The following is a 16,995-nucleotide window of genomic DNA, read 5'->3' on the forward strand; positions in this document are numbered from 1 at the left end:
AGGCGCTTTTTTTATAGCCGTAACCTTGCAGCCAACCTTGAATATCACTATGCTTTGGCCGTTCTATATGCGAGGCAAACATGCTTGAATTTGAAGGTAAACAAATAGAAACCGACGCTCACGGTTACCTGAAAAACACCAGCGACTGGTGTGAGGCTCTGGTTCCTGTACTGGCTGATGAAGAAGGTATCACACTGACCGAAGCCCATTGGGAAGTGGTGCGTTTTGTTCGTGAATTCTATCAAGAATTCAATACATCTCCGGCCATCAGAATGCTGGTCAAGGCAATGGCAAAAAAATACGGCGAAGAGAAAGGCAGTTCACGCTACCTGTACAAGCTTTTCCCGAAAGGTCCGGCAAAGCAAGCAACCAAACTGGCAGGCCTGCCAAAACCCGTGAAGTGTATCTAATCGCTCAGCGAATCAATCACGATCCATTCACTGACAAAATGCGGGTGGCCTCCACTCGCCTTTTGTTGCCGCGATGTGCGACAAACGCCACTCCCAGCAGAATAAACTACATAATTTCAAAGCCGTCGTAGTGACGCCAGTCGATCTGTTCCCACGTCACATTATCGACACTGGACGTTCTTGGCCCTATCTCCAGCCACCCAAGCAGCTGTTTTACCTGTTCTTCTGGCCCGCATGCCATTACTTCCACACTGCCGTCCGGTAAATTTTTCGCGTATCCGGTCAAGCCGCATTTCAGCCCTTCATGGGCGGTATGAAACCTGAAGCCAACCCCTTGAACCATACCGGTTATTAGTGCCTTTACACAGATTTGTGACATAAATCACCTCAAGCTTCCTACTCTCAAAACGATAACAATAAAATACTCGCAAAATATAATGCTATAAGCTTCTGATTTAGGAATTAATATGAAAGAAGTCGCCTTTAGATGGATCGACCGCTACTTAATCCATATCACCCTGCAGGAAAAATTCTACTTGTTGTTCCTGCTGCCCGTTATCGCACTAATCAGCGTCGCTACTATATTAGCCGATAGTGCCAGCCAGCAACGTATTGAAATCACGACTCAGCAACTAGAAACCACCGCGTCCCTGTTGTCACAGCAGCAAATCAGCCAAACCGATGCCCAGCGCCTTCTGGCCAATACTGACCTGCATGTTGGCCAGGGAGACGTCTCTGCCTTTGTCAGCGGTATGAACTATACCATTTCATCCGACACCGCTGCCGGGCTATTTGGCCACGTCAGTACTGGCCAATGGACGGTAATGGCAACTATCCTGCTGGTCACGCTAGCTGCGGTGTACTACATCATGACTTTCATTGGCGGCGCCATGTTTACCACCAACAAGGCACTGCAAAGCCTTGCAGATGGTGACTTAACCAACCGCATGAACTTCTTCAAGGTCCGTGACGAATTCAGCACCATCGCGATTACTATTGACCGGGTTAGCGAGCGGGAGCAGCAACTGGTTCAGGCTACCCAGCAAGCCATTGCGCTGATGCAGCAAATCAGCAGCAGTTTGCGCCAGCGCAGCCAAGGCAGCGAACAACTGTCATCCTCGCAGCAACAACATCTTGACTCTCTGGCCAGTGCGACAGAGGAGATGGCGACCTCCATCCGCGAAGTCGCGACCCATGCCCACCAAACCTCGGAGCAAACACGCGAAGCACAGCAAGTGTCTGAACAAGGTCGTGCCCAGGTCAACCAGACACGCAACGCAATCAGCCACCTCAGCGAGGAGATCAGCCAAGCGGCGGTTGCCGTTGCCGAACTGGATACCAACGCCGCCAAAATCGATGATGTGGTTACCACCATCAACGGCATTTCAGAGCAAACCAACCTCCTGGCGTTGAACGCCGCCATCGAAGCCGCCCGTGCCGGCGAGCAGGGGCGCGGTTTTGCCGTCGTTGCCGATGAAGTCCGCACCTTGGCAGGGCGCACCCAGAGTGCAACCGTAGAAATTCAGCAGATGATCGAAGCACTGCAGCAAAATAGCCGAAAGCTGATGGCTGTTATGCAAAATACTGTCGATAATGCGCAAAACAGTGAAGCTTTGATGGACTCTGTCGATAATGAGATATCGCTTCTCACCGAGCGTAACCAGCATATCTCTGATCGCAGTACCGAAATTGCGGCAGCCGCCGAGCAACAAGGGGCGGTAGCCGATAACATCGCGAGCAATGTCGAGCAGGTGCGCAGCCAGTCCCATCAAATTTGCAGTGCGATCAATGCTTCTGCCAGCGACATTGAACAACTCAACAAACAAGCTGAGGTGCTGGAATCCCTGATGCAGGGACTCAAAGTGTAACCCCTACCCATCAGGCAGTGCCCACTCACCGGCACTGCCTCTCATATAAATTTGATTTTATGTGGTTTCGACAACATAATACGCCCCCATTCCTTACTCCATACTGGGCAAGTCATGACAGCTTCAATTTATCTGGTTAAAGGCCGTGAAAAATCACTTCGCCGCCGCCATCCATGGGTCTTCTCGCGCGGGATTCAGCGTGTCGAAGGCAAGCCATCGCTTGGCGAAACCGTTGATATCTTCGACCACAAAGGTGAGTGGTTAGCACGCGGTGCTTTTTCTCCGCAATCTCAAATTCGCGTTCGAGTATGGACCTTTGACCGTAACGAAAAAATCGATGTGGATTTCTTCGTCAACCGCCTAAAAACCGCCCAAGGTTTGCGTGACATTCTTGCCGCCCGTGACGGCCTGACCGGTTACCGCTTGATTGCCGCTGAGTCAGATGGCTTGCCTGGTATTACGATCGACCGCTACCAGAACTTCCTTGTGTGCCAGCTGCTAAGCGCTGGTGCCGAGGCGCAGAAAGACGCTTTGGTTGAGGCCCTCAACATTTGCTACCCAGAATGTAGCGTGTACGAGCGCTCTGATGTATCAGTGCGCAAGAAAGAAGGTCTTAAGCAGCGTACCGGTGTACTGTCCGGTGAAGAGCCGCCGAAATTTGTCACCATCGAAGAGAATGGCGTCAAGATCAATGTCGATATCGTGGGTGGCCACAAAACCGGCTTTTACCTAGACCAGCGCGACAGCCGCGAAGCAGCAGTTAAATATGTCAACGGCAAGCGCGTACTTAACTGTTTCTGCTATACCGGCGGATTCGGCCTTTATGCCCTAAAAGGCGGTGCCAGCAAAGTTGTCAATGTTGATGTCTCCCAGCCTGCGCTCGACACAGCACGCATGAATGCCGAGGCCAACGGCTACCCGCTTGAGAATGCCGAATTCCTCAATGCCGATGTGTTCAAGTTACTGCGTGAATACCGCGAGCGCGGCGAGCTGTTTGATGTTGTTATCATGGATCCACCGAAGTTTGCCGAGTCTAAATCTCAACTGGTCGGTGCATGCCGTGGCTACAAAGACATCAATATGCTGGCGATGCAGATCCTGAAGCCAGGCGGAACCCTGCTGACCTACTCTTGCTCGGGCCTGATGGATAACAATTTGTTCCAGAAGATCATCGCCGATGCGGCTTTGGATGCCAACCGTGAAGTACAGTTTATCGAACGCTTCAGCCAGGCCGCCGACCACCCTCTAGACAGTGCTTACCCAGAAGGCTTCTATCTCAAAGGTTTTGCCTGCTACGTGAAGTAACACGTATCTGATCTTGAGCTATCATCCCAAAAAGCCAGCAGTATTTTGCTGGCTTTTGTTTATCCATTGTCCTGTTGCCATAGAGCGCTAGAGGCTCGGTGTATTGCCTAATTGGATAGCATCGCTGCAGCAGAACCACACAGCGTCATCAGGAACAGGAACCATTTCAGCGTTTCTGGCCGGGCTGAAATCGCCATTTTTACAGCGATGTGAGAGCCTACCATCGTCCCTGCCGCGAGGATCAAGCCGGGCCCCCACAGCACCAGATCTTCCATAATGAACAGCGCCAAAGCCACGAGTGTAAAAGCCAGAGCACATAGCATTTTCAGCGCATTCGCTCGCACCAGATCATAACGAAGCGTCCCTGCGAGCGCCGCCAGCAATACAAACCCGACCCCCGCCTGGACAAAACCGCCATAGAAGCCCGCCAAGCCCAGCCCCCACCATGAACTGGGAGTATCTTTTACTTTTTTGGGCTCTGTCCCCGCAGGCGGTGCAACAATCGCCGGGCGAATTAAAATGACCAGAGCCATTGTCAGCATGGTGCCCAGTAACAATGGCTTTATCCACGTAGAAGGGGCATAGGCAGCCCCAACCGCCCCCAACAAACCACCAATGATTGTCGGCAACAAGATAGCTGGTATATCTGATGTTTCCAGCTTGCCGTGACGACGAAAACCGATCAGGGCCGTCAAGCCTTGTACGGCTACCCCCACCCGGTTAGTTGCATTTGCCACCTCGGCGGGCATCCCCATCACCATTAAAGCAGGAAGTGTTAGGTTAGAGCCTCCACCGGCTAGGGTATTGATGATCCCGGCCAGAAAACCGGTTCCGATCAGCAGGCTCGCCTGCAATAACGACATATCCATTGTATTTTTCTATCCGTAGCAGAAACGTAAGCTGTGTATAAGCATCACGTCTAACAAAGTGTTATATTCGCGGACATTATACCCAAGTGACTTCAAATTGCTGGATTCAGCGAGTTGACTTAGGTATAAAAATGGCCATCAAAGTCAGTATTCAGCACCTATTCAGCTACCTAGCGACAAACTGCTAGGAGAATACCGATAAAAAACCACTTATTTCGGACATTGTTTTTCAAGGAACCGCTATGAAATTTCGTACAGCGTTAATGGCTATTGCAGCTTGCGGCATTAGCTTCTCCTCTCTTGCTGATGTTAAACTTGAACTCCCTTACCCAGCGGATCTTGTTGTGGTTAATGGTGTAGAGCAACACGGCAACGACACATTAACGCTACCCAATGGTGTCAACCAATTTGCATTCAGGTATATCGACTCGCTGCGTGAAAATGGCGATGACTACCTATTCAAATCAGAGGTTATCATTGTTAAGTTCGAGGCCAGCGACACAACGTTGAAACTCGATCTGCCAAAGCTGCGTACCGGACAAGATGCACGTAAATTTGAAAGATCTCCGCAGCTGGCCCTGATTGCAGCCGACGGCGAAAAAATCAGCTTTGAACAAGATAAGCTGATTAAGTCAGGCATTCAGTTTGGCCGTGACTTTGAAAAAGAAGTTGCCGTTTACAACCAGTCAGGCAAAGCAGCTGCGGTTGCTGCAGCAACAACGGCAGTACCAGTGACACTTCCGGCGACCGCTCAACCGGCAGGGACGTCACCTAAGCCACCTGTTGACCCGCAGCAGACACGTAATGTGGCTGAAAACATGCTTAATTACTGGTATGAACAAGCTGATGAAGCAACACGTGAGCGCTTCAAAGCAAAAATCAACCAAGAGTAATCTTGCAAAAAGAGCCTTCGGGCTCTTTTTTCTACACTGGTATCACCAATACTCCCCAAAATACCGCCTCTCCGACAATCAGCATTTATCGGCTGAAACCTTTCGGCAGCAAGACCATCTGGTACCTAATTTCAGACCTGGAATACGTCATTCGTTCTTTCCGCTTTCGTCTCTAAAGCGACATAAATTTCACCATTATCGGTTCACGGTGCAAATTAAGCTCATGAACATTTCAAAATAAAAGCAACACACTGCGAAGTGACACGAAAAAATCAACAATTTAGCACATCCCTTCCAACATTCCTTTTATACTTTTTTCACGGCGCAACATAAGAGCTAGATGCCGCTTACAAATTCAATTAATGCGTGTCAACAAGTAAGGAATTTTCAATGAAACATCTGAAACAAGGACAAGCGATTACTCGAATACTCAAACTCAGCACCCTCGCTGTTTCGTGTATGGCGGCTTTCAATGCCATTGCAGCAATGGCTCCCATCACGTCAAGCCTAGCGAGCATCGACGGACCAAACTGCCGTCCCGACGGCTTGTACCAAACACCCGATATTAACGTCCCCTATTGCACCATTTATGATGAAAATGGCCGCGAGATCATGGGGGCTGATCACCCTCGCCGAGTCATAGGTTATTTCACTAGCTGGCGCAGTGGCGATGACCCACAGGCCGCTTACTTGGTCAGTGATATTCCATGGCAGCAGTTGACCCATATTAACTACGCATTTGTCAGTATCGGCAGCGATGGCAAGGTCAATGTTGGCGACGTAACCGATCCTTCCAACCCGGCAACTGGCAAAGAATGGCCTGGCGTGGAGATTGATCCAGCCCTAGGCTTCAAAGGACACTTTGGTGCACTCGCCACCTACAAGAAGAAACACGATGTTAAGACCTTAATTTCTATCGGTGGATGGGCAGAAACCGGAGGTCACTTTGATGCTAACGGTAACCGCGTTGCCGATGGCGGCTTCTATACCATGACCACCAATGCAGATGGCTCGATCAACCACGCAGGCATCGAGAAGTTTGCCGCATCTGCAGTAGCGATGATGCGCCAGTATCAATTCGATGGCCTAGACATCGACTATGAATACCCTACCTCGATGGCCGGTGCCGGTAACCCTGATGACAAAGCCTTCATGGAACCTCGCCGTGCCTACCTATGGGCATCGTATCAGGAGCTGATGAAAGTGCTTCGCCAAAAACTGGATCAGGCTTCTGCGCAAGACGGCATCCACTATATGCTGACTATCGCCGCCCCCTCTTCGGGCTACCTGTTGCGGGGGATGGAGGACTTTGATGTCACAAAATACCTCGACTATGTCAATATCATGTCCTATGACCTACACGGCGCATGGAACGACCATGTCGGCCACAATGCCGCTCTTTACGACACAGGTAAAGATTCGGAACTTGAACAGTGGAACGTCTATGGCACAGCCGCCTATGGCGGTATTGGTTACCTAAACACAGACTGGGCATATCATTACTTCCGCGGCTCGATGCCTGCTGGACGTATTAATATTGGGGTACCTTACTATACCCGTGGCTGGCAAGGAGTAACCGGCGGTGAAAATGGACTTTGGGGCCGTGCTGCCCTTCCTAACCAATCATTATGTGCCCCTGGAACCGGTGAAGGCGAGAAAAACAACTGTGGAAATGGCGCCGTTGGTATCGATAACCTGTGGCACGACAAGAACGCCGCTGGTGAGGAAATGGGCGCCGGTTCAAACCCAATGTGGCATGCAATGAACCTTGCCCAGGGTATCTTCGGTAGCTATAGCACAGCGTACAACCTCGACCCGGCGAACAACCCTGAGCATCAGCTGGTTGGTACGTACACCCGCCACTATGATACCGTTGCTGTTGCTCCCTGGCTGTGGAATGCTGACAAGCAAGTCTTCCTATCCACGGAAGACAAGGCATCCATCAATGTCAAAGCCGATTATGTGATCGACAAAGAGATCGGCGGCATCATGTTTTGGGAGCTAGCGGGAGACTACAACTGCTACCTGCTTGATACTAGCGGTAACCGCACGACTGTCGATGCAACAGAAAATGCATGTCAGACGGGCAATGGCGAATACCACATGGGCAATACCATGACCAAAGCCATTTACGAGAAATTCAAGTCAGCCACCCCCTATGGCAACAAAATCGCCACAGGCGCAATTCCCGCAGAAGCACTGGATATTACCGTTGACGTATCGGGCTTCAAGGTCGGTGATCAGAACTACCCTATTAACCCAAAACTGACCTTCACCAACAACACTGGCCAAGAGATACCGGGCGGAACTGAATTCCAATTCGATATTCCAACATCAGCACCAGACAATGCCAAAGATCAATCCGGCGGCGGCTTAGCGGTCATCGCATCAGGCCATACCCGTGCCAACAACATCGGTGGCTTGGAAGGGGTCATGCACCGGGTCGCCTTCACTCTGCCAAGCTGGAAAAGCCTCCCTGCAGGCGGTACATACGAGCTCGACATGGTTTATTACCTGCCGATATCCGGCCCAGCCAACTACAGTGTTACTGTTGGAGGCAAGGACTTCGCGTTTAAGTTCGAACAACCCGACTTGCCACTAGGCTCCATCGGCGGCGGTAGTGGTGGTGGCGACGGAACTTGCGATACAACGGGAATCAACACCTACCCTAACTGGCCACAGACTGATTGGGCTGGTAACCCGAGTCATGCCAACCAAGGTGACAAAATCATCTACAACGGCATCGTGTACCAAGCCAACTGGTGGAGTAATTCAACACCTGGCAGTGATGGTAGCTGGGCTGTAGTGTGCACAATTTAACCAGTTCAACGTAAATATAATGCGCAGGGTCAAACCTGCGCATTTATCAACCAAAACGATGCAAAAACAGTAAGATCCTAACTTCATAAATGAAAGATAAGTGGAAAAATCTGGCTAACGACGATGAATATCGCAGGACATTGGTGCGAGTTCCTCTTAGTGAGAAGTAAAAAATTGCGATAAGGCGCTCACTTTTCAACCAAACAGTAAAGAGGCTAACATTTCTTTGTTTTCAAAATATGACATCAGATTTGACTTTATCAAACAATAAATTATCTCCGTGACAATTGTAACACTGGATAATTTGACTAGATCTTTCCCCTTTTAGACAAAATTTCATATAAAAATGACAATTGCTTTTAATTACTTGTAATTAATTATTTTTTGAGCAGGTAAATGCAATAAAACAGGATTTTTTTGCTATTCTTCGGCTTGTCGATATTCCCTTTCGCGGCGTCTATTACTCACTTTTATGTGTTAAAGTCAGGCCCAATCAACCTTAACGACATAATTGAACATTTTACAGGGACAATGAAAAAGCTAACCGTACTATTTGCAATGGCACTATTTCTTCTGCCACTGCAGGCCACTGCCAGTGTAATAACAAGCCAGCCTTATTCGAAAAATCCGCAAGCAGATATCTTGGTTAAAGACGTATATAACAAAGCAAAGTTAAATGGAGTCATTAACTATCAAGTATTTAAAGAAGCCTACGAGGCCTATTACAATACTAAGGGCCGGAAAAGGCCTGTTCTGACGATCATTGACTATAGTCTTCCTTCAACCAAGGAACGCTTCTTTGTTGTTGACCTACAACGGAACAAGCTACTCTACCGCACTTTCGTCTCACACGGCGTAAATAGCGGCGGTAAAAATGCCACTAAGTTCTCAAACACCGTCAACTCCCGCCAGACGTCTCTGGGGACCTTTCTCACCGATACCACCTACTATGGCGGTAATGGTTACTCACTTCGCTTGGACGGCCTAACACCGGGTGTCAACGACAATGCCAGACGCCGTTACATTGTTATCCACGGTGCTGACTACGCGACAAGATCTTTCATCAACCGTCACGGCTACCTTGGCCGCAGCTGGGGATGCCCTGCATTACCAACAGAGCTGTCTCGGGAAATTATCGATACCATTAAGGGTGGCAGCGTTATCTACGCACACGCTTAATTAAATTCTCCTGTATTATCGTTTAATAAACAGCAGCTTAATAAAGCTGCTGTTTTTTTATTGGCTATTCGGCGAATACGTTATACCCAAGATACTTCAAGGTGCTCTCCCTTCGGTAGGATCTTAGCCCATTCACTCCTTCGATGAAGCTTTTTAAAAGGGAATACCATTCCTGCATCTTGAAGTAACTTGGGTATATTTTTATTGGCATTAATATCCAAGCTTATTTGATATTTTATTTAAGGCATTGTTTTTATGAGTCATTAATTATTACATTAATGCCTAAATTATTATCCATGCCGATTAATCCTTCAGTAGTTCAATCATCCATATAGCAAGGCAGATAATATTCATAGATTAGAATGTTCGTATCGGTGTCTAACGATTATAAGTAAAAAAAATCCCTGCCTGGGCAGGGATTTGATATCAGTGACGCTTATATTACGCTAGCGCTTTCTCTGGCGCGATGTATGGAAGATCCAGTGCTTCAGAAACTTCTTCACAGGTGATCTGGCCACGGTATACGTTCAGGCCGTTCAGCAGGTGCTTGTCTTCTTGCAGCGCTGCTTTGTAGCCCTTGTCTGCCAACTTGAGGATATAAGGCAGAGTCACGTTGTTCAATGCGAATGTCGATGTACGAGCAACCGCACCTGGCATATTAGCCACACAGTAGTGAACCACATCGTCTACGATGTAAGTCGGGTCGCTGTGAGTCGTTGCGTGCGACGTTTCGACACAGCCACCCTGGTCGATTGCAACGTCTACAATAGCAGCACCAGGCTTCATCTTCTTGATCATTTCGGCGGTAACCAGTTTCGGTGCGGCGGCACCGGCAACCAATACCCCACCAACAACAAGATCAGCTTCCAAGACGTGTTTTTCAATCGCATCTTTGGTTGAGTATACACACTGTACAGTGCCACCAAATTGAGCATCTAGCTGGCGCAACACATCGATGTTGCGGTCTAGCACAACCACGTCGGCACGCATGCCCACTGCCATTTGTGCCGCATTGGCACCCACTACACCGCCACCGATAATAACCACTTTCGCTGGCTCAACACCCGGTACACCGGCAAGTAGCATACCGCGGCCGCCTCTTGATTTCTCAAGTGCTTGCGCACCGGCCTGAATAGACATACGGCCCGCAACTTCTGACATAGGAGCCAATAGTGGTAGGCGGCCTTTATCGTCGGTTACTGTTTCATAAGCGATGCACACAGCCTTGCTGTTGATAAGGTCATGCGTCTGCTCTGGGTCTGGCGCAAGGTGAAGGTAAGTAAATAGGATTTGGCCTTCACGAAGCATTGCACGTTCTACGGCTTGTGGCTCCTTAACCTTTACAATCATTTCTGATTCTGCAAATACCGCTTCGGCGGTGGGCAGAATCTGGGCACCTGCTTCAATGTAGTCCTGATCGGTAAAGCCGATACCAGCACCAGCATTGGTCTCTACGTATACCTTATGTCCATGGGCAACGGCTTCGCTGACTGAAGCTGGCACCATACCCACACGGTATTCGTGAACTTTGATTTCCTTAGGTACACCAATAATCATCTTTTGTTTCCTTGCTGCCTCGTTAAAAGATATATACACAATAAAGAAAAAACCTTGGAATGTGTGACCATTTTTTAACTTAAAACCAACAAATCAAACTGCCATTTTATTCCCAGTCAGCATAAGAAACTGTTTTTGAGCTCCGTCACACAAGAAAAAACCAATAAACAACAACAAACCAGACCAGTTTACTACCTTTAAAGCCAAAACCAGCTTTTTAAACCAGCAACATAGTGCCTATACAGTCATAAACACCACACTAGCACGAGAAAAGGCTCACATTTTTCGTTGTTTTCAAGTGCTTCTTTTAAAAAAAGAGACATCTAATCGGTCATCCGCGACATTTTTCTCTATTTCTTTTTTCGATACGGGTACACTTCAATTCCCCACCGGCACGCCCCACCGAACAAATAAAAAACATTTAGGCAACAAAAAAGCCGCTAAAAAGCTAACTCCTATCAATTAAGATGCTTGGAGCGAACCACATAGCGAGTTTTACTGATACGAACGGTCCTTGATTTGGGCCGTTTTTTTCGCTCAGGCAAAATATAACGTTTTACTCGCTCTCGCATTGCCCTTAACTTCTTGGGTATTGAGCCGGGCGATGCGATTGCACACCACATTAATTCATCCTGGATATCCCTCAAAGCCATCATAAAACTGATCCGTAAAGGCGACACTTTAGCTTCTTTCGCTATTCGGCTTATTTCCAACCGGACTAGATTATAGGCAATTAAGGTGCCCCAGATCTCCTGCTCAACACCTTCGATTGATTGACTGCGAAGTAGGATCTCATCCTCAAGCATGTCGTGTTTTATCTCCCCGTAACTGTTTTCGATTTCCCATCGTTCGAAGTAAACATTAAGCAAGGATTGCAGGTCATATTTTTTGTCTGTTAGGGACGTCAAAACCCCTTTGATATGATTGGGTTGATCTTTTTCTGGATAAAGCGCAAGTCTAGCCTGCCACTTTTCAGGCAGATGAGGATCTTTTTTGCGAGCTTGTTGAGAAACATTCATTTCTACTATCAAGTCACGCCCGTCTTCATCTAACTGCTCTATGATTGTGTACTTTGTATTGGATTTAATGGGAGTCATCCAGTGGCTAGAACCATGTTGGTTTTGCCAGTTAATCATCAACTCTGCACCTAAATAGCATCGGTCGAAAATAGTAAGGGAGTTGGCTGTTGCAGAGGAAATGAGTTGCTTGGCGTAGCTTTCTTCACCCTTGTAGCTAGGACCAAAAGCGACATTATGGATTAGCCGACTTCGGAGGGAGCAGAGTGCACATAGCCTTACAACTGGGTATTCAGTATGGCGAGTTTTACTGTGCTTAACGTATTGAAAATGCTCTGCAAGGGCTGGGGTATCGTGGGTCCTAAATTGCGTGCCATCTACAGAGAAAAGCTTTAACCCGAACCATGTATCTTCACTATCCTCTGTTTGTACCCAATGCTGTGAAGTTAATGTAAATAGGGCTTCGAGAGGCTTAGCTGTTAACCGTTTTCTTGCTTGGGGGATCGCACTCGGAGCAATGGACTCACCTAGAGAACTGGAAAGCTTAAGGTCTAGCTTATCAAGTACATCGGTAATCGGTCTATCACGGTATAAACCAATCCCAACAACAAGCCAGACCACAAGCTCAGCAGGTAGCTTCCGTCGCCTTAAACTTGCCTTGTTGGTGTCATCGAGTGCTTGTTGAATCCACTCAAGAGGCAACTCTTTTTGAAACAAAGAGAGTGAGTCAGGTGAAGCAAAATCATCAACATCGATCAGCCAATGTGCCAACATAAAAAATACCCTCATACTTAATGTCTGAGGGTATTTTCACTCAACCGTAGGATCATTCAACTGATCAATGGCTTAACTGATCGGTGTTAGCTAAAAAGCGGCTTTTTGTGAGTGTGACCAAAGGTTAGTCTTCAAACTCCCAGGGCATATCCGGTAAGGCATTCAAATTTTCACTGTATCGTTTCAAATCGAAGCTACCGCCATTTTTCGCAACATCAAACACTTCCACCGATAATGCGCAGGCAATCATCTCGATCGCCTCTTCTCTCGGTGTACCTGTCATCATCAGCCGCATCAGGGTTTCTTTAACCTTGATTGGGTTGCCTTCTTCCAGTTGGTTCTCTACCGTTTCGACCAGCATATCCCCGGTCATGATTTCTTCATCTTGCATAACAATGCCTTTCTCTGGCCCTTTCTCTAGGCCCATTGACTAAAACTGAATTTCTTTGCCTAGCGTGCCAAGTTACTTCAAAAGACTTGGCTCGCTCACAAGCAAAGGCAAAACTATGATGCAACGAGCCAGCTCGCTTGCTGCGCCTGTGCTTCAAGCAGGTTGTCGTAGCGGTAAGGCGTCAAGTCTTGGCCAACAGGGTGTAAATCATTGACCACAACCAGCCTAAGACCAGCCGTGTAAGCCGATTGCGCCCCTGTTTGGCTATCTTCGATCGCAACAGCCTGGTTTTCCGCTATACCCAAGGTCCGGCAGGCTAATTGGTAAATCTCGGGGGCTGGCTTATTATTCTTGACATCTTCTCCACAGAAAACATGATCAAAATAATGCAACCACCCCAGATGAGCCAACATCCCCTCGACATAATTCCTCGGCGAACCCGTAACCACAGCTAATGGCCGCGCCCCATGCAGCGACTTGATAAGCTCTAACGCCCCCTGCTTAGCAGGGATCCCTCTTTCTATAATAGCTTTGTAGGTCAGCCGTTCCATATCCGACACAACGGTCGCAGCGGTATGCGGTAGATTAGCAACCGAAGAAAAATGATTGGCGACAATTTCCCATGGCACGCCGGCAAAATCGACAAGAAAATCATGTGCTGATATGTCGATATTCAAACCCGAAAGGTATTGGCTCCAATTCTCAGCGTGGAAAATTTCTGAATCAACCAAAGTGCCATCAAAATCAAAACAAACTGCCTGCATGGGCTTACTCCGCGAACAACAAGACCGACATCTTACCCAGTTAAGCCCATCAAATCCAAGCCAAGTTTACTGACAGGCCCGCTTGGCAGGCTCTTTCACTTACAACTGTGCTTCGAGGATTAAAATACAGCTTGCCAGCGGTACGGCCGGGCTATAAAAGAAACCTTGGACAAAATGGCAGTTCATTTCCCGTAAAATCTCCAGCTGCTTGCGCGTTTCGACCCCTTCGGCGACGACTTGTATCCCTAGCTTATGGCTTAAGTCGATAATCAAGGACACCAGCGTACGGTTATCCTGCTTATCGATCCCCTCGATAAAGCTGCGGTCGATTTTGATGATATTCGGCCTGAGCTCGACCACCGAGCTCAGTGATGAGTAGCCGGTCCCGAAATCATCAAGGGCGATCTCGATCCCCTTTTGTTTAAACGATGCAAGCAGTGACTGGATGTCACTACTTTCGCTAGAGGCTGTCGATTCGGTGATCTCTACAATGATGGACTTCAGCGGCAGGGCATAAGATTCAATGGTATCCCAAATGGGCGGTAGGCCATTGCTACTGATAAATTCCTTGACCGAACGGTTGATGCTGATACTCACATCAGCAAAACCGGCCAGGTGTAACTGTTTCAGATCATGGCACACCTGGTGTAAAACAAAATCTCCCAACGATCTTATCAAGCCATAGCGCTCTGCAACGGGAATAAACTCGGCCGGAGAAATATTGCCCTCAACCTCGTCCGTCCACCTCACCAAGGCTTCAAAGCGACTAATCTTCCCTGTACGAGCATCCACAACCGGTTGGTAATAGACGGTCAGCAATTCATCGGAGATCGCCTTCTTGAGCCGATCGCGCATTTTCAACTTGTCGATATAATCCGACTGTAATGCGCCATCATACTGGCAGACCCCATTTCGTCCCTGCCCCTTCATGTTGTACATGGCATAGTCGGCGTTCTTTAGCAGTTCGGTATGTGTTTCCCCACTTTCTGGATACGTCGAAATACCAATACTGACAGTGGTATTGACCTCAATATCATCTAGTACAAAGGCTTCTGCCACACTATCAACAACCCGTTGCCCCCACACTCTTGCCGCTCCGGACGTCGTTTCTGGCAACAGGACACAAAATTCATCACCACCATAGCGGCAGATATCATCGGCAACCGGCAACTCCCGCTTGAGGCAACTGGCAATATGAACCAATACCTTATCGCCAAAGTCATGGCCATATAGATCATTGAGCGACTTGAAGTCATCCATATCAATAAACAGCAACGAAAACGCCTGGCCACGCTTGTCGTCAATGGATGCGATATGCTGTTTCACCCTTTTCACGAAACTTCGGCGGTTCACAAGACCGGTCAGCGGATCCTTGTAGGCAAAGAAGGTCAGTTGCTCTTCCGCTTTCTTCCAATGGCTAATATCGCGGAACACCGCCACGTAATTAATGATCTCTTCATTGTCGTCACGGATCACATTGATCGAAATTTCTTCCGGGTAGATCTCGCCATTTTTGCGCCGATTCCACACTTCGCCTTTCCAATGACCATAATGGTTCAGGTTATGCCACAGGAACTGATAGTATTTGTCGTCATGGATCCCTGATGACAAGACATTGGGCGACAGGCCTAGCAGCTCTTTTTCCCGGTACCCCGTCGTTTCTTCGAATGCGCGATTGACCGAAATAATTTTGTTGTCTTTATCTGTGATCAAGATACATTCTGACGTATTATCAAAAACCACCTGCGCACGATCCAGCTGACGCTTGGCTTCCACCGAATGAGTGATATCCCGCTGAATACCCGCGACTTTCGTTGGCCTACCATTTTCATCTCGGGCAACAATACTGCCTTTTACCGTTAGCCAGCATTCATTACCGTCAAGGGCTATCCGGCTACTCGGCTTAACCCGAAACTCAAACTGAAATACCGAGGCATGTTGCTGCTGGATAAAGCGGTCGAAATAATCAATCCCTTCTTTCCTGTCCTCCTCAACAATGCAAGATAGCCAGGTTTCGAGATCATCACCCGCTACTGGTTTCTCTCGGCCTAATATGTGCCAGAATTTGGCAGATGTCGCAAATTCATTGCGCTCAAGATCAAACTCCCAAATCCCTTCTTCTACGGAATTGAACGTCGTTGTAAGCTGGCGGGAGGCTTTGTTCAATTTAGCTGAGATTTGATAGACATCCGTTACATCATGAACCGTACCGCGTATCTCTACCGCCTTACCATTGCTGTCACGCAACACTTCAGCTCGCTTGCGCAGATACCTAATACTGCCATCCCGTAGCAGTACCCGGTGTACCAGGTTGTAATTGACGCCGTCACTTTCAATTGAACGGTGAAGGGTATCGAGCACCCATTCACGATCTTCTGGATGGATTAACTCTGACAGCAATGACAGTGTCGGTTTGACAGATTCATCTTTAAAATCATAAATCCGATAAACTTCTTTACTCCACTCGAAGTGCTGCTCTTGAAGCTTCCAAACCCAGCTACCTACCTTTGCGACTCGCTGCCCTTCCTCTAGCTGCCACCGTAATTTCACCTGGCGCTGCAATAGGGCTTCATAGCCGACCTCTTGGCCGAGGTAGGTTAAAAACGTATCGCAATACGCCTGTAGCGCATCCATGCAATTGAAGGGATTTTGAAATAGGCAAGAGAGCACACCAACCAATTGACGATTGCGTGCAAACAGGGGAATACCAATATAGGTTGCGGCCAATCCAGCATGCCGGTGTGAATAGCGAGGATATTGTTTTTTTAAAGTCTCAGAGACAATAAAGAGAGTCCCCTGCTTGACGACTTCAGCTTCAGGCACTTCCGCGAAGGAGAGATAACTTGGTTCGCCAAATTTACCTTGATAGCAAGTCGAAAGGATCTCTAGCCCCTCACTATCATCGCTTACCGAGCCAATAATGACATTATCGACAGCAAAAGCTTCATACAAACTCTTGCCGACAGCCTCAAACAGCTCTTTACCGCTCAGTTGCTCAAACGTAGTTGATTTTTTGTAATCCATTAGCATATCAATTATCACCAACGGAAACTTCAAAAGCTTGTTTGGTAATAATACTATCACTTCACCCGCTGCGACTTTACCGCATGACTTTAACAGATAAAAGCAAAGGTTCGCATTCACAAAAG

13 protein-coding genes are annotated in these 16,995 nt (G+C 48.0%); 6 read left to right on the top strand and 7 right to left on the bottom strand.

Annotated elements, in window-relative coordinates; translation table 11 throughout:
• Positions 1–80: 80 nt before the first annotated feature.
• The gene (gene tusE / locus PTW35_RS10915) at positions 81–410 is read left to right on the top strand and encodes a sulfurtransferase TusE (protein ID WP_044623602.1); all 330 of its coding nucleotides are present in this window, start codon (positions 81–83) and stop codon (positions 408–410) included.
• 106 nt (positions 411–516) lie between these two features.
• On the opposite strand, the gene yccX is transcribed toward tusE, so the two are convergent.
• Positions 517–789, bottom strand: coding sequence for an acylphosphatase (gene yccX / locus PTW35_RS10920; protein ID WP_281025008.1), 273 nt, complete (start codon positions 787–789; stop codon positions 517–519).
• 88 nt (positions 790–877) lie between these two features.
• Between yccX and PTW35_RS10925 the strand changes: the two genes are divergently transcribed.
• Positions 878–2,278, top strand: coding sequence for a methyl-accepting chemotaxis protein (locus PTW35_RS10925; RefSeq protein ID WP_281025009.1), 1,401 nt, complete (start codon positions 878–880; stop codon positions 2,276–2,278).
• 114 nt (positions 2,279–2,392) lie between these two features.
• Positions 2,393–3,583: a class I SAM-dependent methyltransferase gene (locus PTW35_RS10930; protein WP_281025010.1), complete on the top strand. Its 1,191-nt coding sequence runs from the start codon at positions 2,393–2,395 to the stop codon at positions 3,581–3,583.
• A 107-nt stretch (positions 3,584–3,690) separates the two neighbouring features.
• Here the strand turns inward: PTW35_RS10930 and PTW35_RS10935 are convergent, their stop codons facing one another.
• Positions 3,691–4,452, bottom strand: a complete 762-nt coding sequence (locus PTW35_RS10935) for a sulfite exporter TauE/SafE family protein (RefSeq protein WP_281025011.1) — start codon at positions 4,450–4,452, stop codon at positions 3,691–3,693.
• A 242-nt stretch (positions 4,453–4,694) separates the two neighbouring features.
• Between PTW35_RS10935 and PTW35_RS10940 the strand changes: the two genes are divergently transcribed.
• The 3 genes from PTW35_RS10940 (at position 4,695) to PTW35_RS10950 (ending at position 9,344) form a co-directional block, all read left to right on the top strand.
• On the top strand, positions 4,695–5,345 hold the full coding sequence (locus PTW35_RS10940; RefSeq protein ID WP_281025012.1) for a DUF2057 domain-containing protein: 651 nt from the start codon (positions 4,695–4,697) through the stop codon (positions 5,343–5,345).
• A gap of 390 nt (positions 5,346–5,735) precedes the next feature.
• Positions 5,736–8,165, top strand: a complete 2,430-nt coding sequence (locus PTW35_RS10945) for a glycosyl hydrolase family 18 protein (RefSeq protein WP_281025013.1) — start codon at positions 5,736–5,738, stop codon at positions 8,163–8,165.
• A gap of 531 nt (positions 8,166–8,696) precedes the next feature.
• Positions 8,697–9,344 (top strand): murein L,D-transpeptidase catalytic domain family protein, encoded by a 648-nt coding sequence (locus PTW35_RS10950; RefSeq protein ID WP_281025014.1) that lies wholly within the window; start codon positions 8,697–8,699, stop codon positions 9,342–9,344.
• Between the two features lie 441 nt (positions 9,345–9,785).
• On the opposite strand, the gene ald is transcribed toward PTW35_RS10950, so the two are convergent.
• From ald to PTW35_RS10975, 5 genes are all read right to left on the bottom strand, one after another.
• The gene (gene ald, locus PTW35_RS10955) at positions 9,786–10,901 is read right to left on the bottom strand and encodes an alanine dehydrogenase (RefSeq protein ID WP_281025015.1); all 1,116 of its coding nucleotides are present in this window, start codon (positions 10,899–10,901) and stop codon (positions 9,786–9,788) included.
• A gap of 458 nt (positions 10,902–11,359) precedes the next feature.
• Positions 11,360–12,691: an IS4 family transposase gene (locus PTW35_RS10960; RefSeq protein ID WP_281025016.1), complete on the bottom strand. Its 1,332-nt coding sequence runs from the start codon at positions 12,689–12,691 to the stop codon at positions 11,360–11,362.
• Between the two features lie 124 nt (positions 12,692–12,815).
• Positions 12,816–13,082: a hypothetical protein gene (locus tag PTW35_RS10965; protein ID WP_281025017.1), complete on the bottom strand. Its 267-nt coding sequence runs from the start codon at positions 13,080–13,082 to the stop codon at positions 12,816–12,818.
• Between the two features lie 113 nt (positions 13,083–13,195).
• Entirely contained in the window at positions 13,196–13,846 is a 651-nt protein-coding gene (locus tag PTW35_RS10970; RefSeq protein WP_281025018.1) for an HAD family phosphatase, read from the bottom strand.
• Positions 13,847–13,945: 99 nt separating this feature from the next.
• Positions 13,946–16,870, bottom strand: a complete 2,925-nt coding sequence (locus PTW35_RS10975) for an EAL domain-containing protein (protein WP_281025019.1) — start codon at positions 16,868–16,870, stop codon at positions 13,946–13,948.
• Positions 16,871–16,995: the final 125 nt, after the last annotated feature.

It is taken from the genome of Photobacterium sp. DA100 (assembly GCF_029223585.1).
In the GTDB taxonomy this organism is placed as follows: domain Bacteria; phylum Pseudomonadota; class Gammaproteobacteria; order Enterobacterales; family Vibrionaceae; genus Photobacterium.